The following is a 1,964-nucleotide window of genomic DNA, read 5'->3' as shown; positions in this document are numbered from 1 at the left end:
ACAATCTAGCGACCGTGCTTCAAAGCCTCCCACCTATCCTACACATGTAGGGTCAATGTTCAGTGCCAAGCTGTAGTAAAGGTTCACGGGGTCTTTCCGTCTAGCCGCGGGTACACTGCATCTTCACAGCGATTTCAATTTCACTGAGTCTCGGGTGGAGACAGCGTGGCCATCATTACGCCATTCGTGCAGGTCGGAACTTACCCGACAAGGAATTTCGCTACCTTAGGACCGTTATAGTTACGGCCGCCGTTTACCGGGGCTTCGATCAAGAGCTTCGACCGAAGTCTAACCCCATCAATTAACCTTCCGGCACCGGGCAGGCGTCACACCGTATACGTCATCTTACGATTTTGCACAGTGCTGTGTTTTTAATAAACAGTTGCAGCCACCTGGTATCTGCGACTCTCAATAGCTCCATCCGCGAGGGACTTCACCGTCGAGAGCGTACCTTCTCCCGAAGTTACGGTACCATTTTGCCTAGTTCCTTCACCCGAGTTCTCTCAAGCGCCTTGGTATTCTCTACCCGACCACCTGTGTCGGTTTGGGGTACGATTCCTTACAATCTGAAGCTTAGAGGCTTTTCCTGGAAGCATGGCATCAATGACTTCACTACCGTAGTAGCTCGACGTCGTGTCTCAGCCTTAAAAAGAGCCGGATTTACCTAACTCTTAAGCCTACGCACTTGAACCTGGACAACCGTCGCCAGGCCCACCTAGCCTTCTCCGTCCCCCCATCGCAATTGTAAGAAGTACGGGAATATTAACCCGTTTCCCATCGACTACGCCTTTCGGCCTCGCCTTAGGGGTCGACTTACCCTGCCCCGATTAACGTTGGACAGGAACCCTTGGTCTTCCGGCGAGGAGGTTTTTCACCCCCTTTATCGTTACTCATGTCAGCATTCGCACTTCTGATACGTCCAGCATGCGTTACCACACACCTTCAACCGCTTACAGAACGCTCCCCTACCCAATGCACTAAAGTGCATTGCCGCAGCTTCGGTTTACTACTTAGCCCCGTTACATCTTCCGCGCAGGCCGACTCGACCAGTGAGCTATTACGCTTTCTTTAAATGATGGCTGCTTCTAAGCCAACATCCTGGCTGTCTGAGCCTTCCCACATCGTTTCCCACTTAGTAGTAATTTGGGACCTTAGCTGGCGGTCTGGGTTGTTTCCCTCTCCACGACGGACGTTAGCACCCGCCGTGTGTCTCCCGGATAGTACTTACTGGTATTCGGAGTTTGCAAAGGGTTGGTAAGTCGGGATGACCCCCTAGCCTTAACAGTGCTCTACCCCCAGTAGTATTCGTCCGAGGCGCTACCTAAATAGCTTTCGGGGAGAACCAGCTATCTCCAGGTTTGATTGGCCTTTCACCCCTAGCCACAAGTCATCCGCTAATTTTTCAACATTAGTCGGTTCGGTCCTCCAGTTGATGTTACTCAACCTTCAACCTGCCCATGGCTAGATCACCTGGTTTCGGGTCTATATCCAGAGACTGAACGCCCAGTTAAGACTCGGTTTCCCTACGGCTCCCCTAGATGGTTAACCTTGCCACTGAATATAAGTCGCTGACCCATTATACAAAAGGTACGCAGTCACACCACGAAGGTGCTCCTACTGCTTGTACGTACACGGTTTCAGGTTCTATTTCACTCCCCTCACAGGGGTTCTTTTCGCCTTTCCCTCACGGTACTGGTTCACTATCGGTCAGTCAGTAGTATTTAGCCTTGGAGGATGGTCCCCCCATATTCAGACAGGATATCACGTGTCCCGCCCTACTCGATTTCACTTTAAATGCGTTGCCGGTTACGGGGCTATCACCCTGTATCGCACAACTTTCCAGAAGTTTCACCTGACGCATAAAAAGCTTAAGGGCTAGTCCAATTTCGCTCGCCGCTACTTTCGGAATCTCGGTTGATTTCTTTTCCTCGAGGTACTTAGATGTTTCAGTTCCCCCGGTTCGC

Annotated in this window: 1 rRNA gene; it reads right to left on the bottom strand. The window is 51.2% G+C overall.

What is annotated here, in order from left to right:
• Nucleotides 1–1,964 (bottom strand): 23S ribosomal RNA (locus AACR11_RS17360); the annotation flags it as partial.

It is taken from the genome of Vibrio sp. L85 (assembly GCF_963871815.1).
GTDB classification, from domain to species: Bacteria; Pseudomonadota; Gammaproteobacteria; order Enterobacterales; family Vibrionaceae; genus Vibrio; species Vibrio harveyi.
The sequence above is the reverse complement of the archived record's forward strand: the minus strand, read 5'-3'. Positions and strand labels throughout refer to the sequence as shown.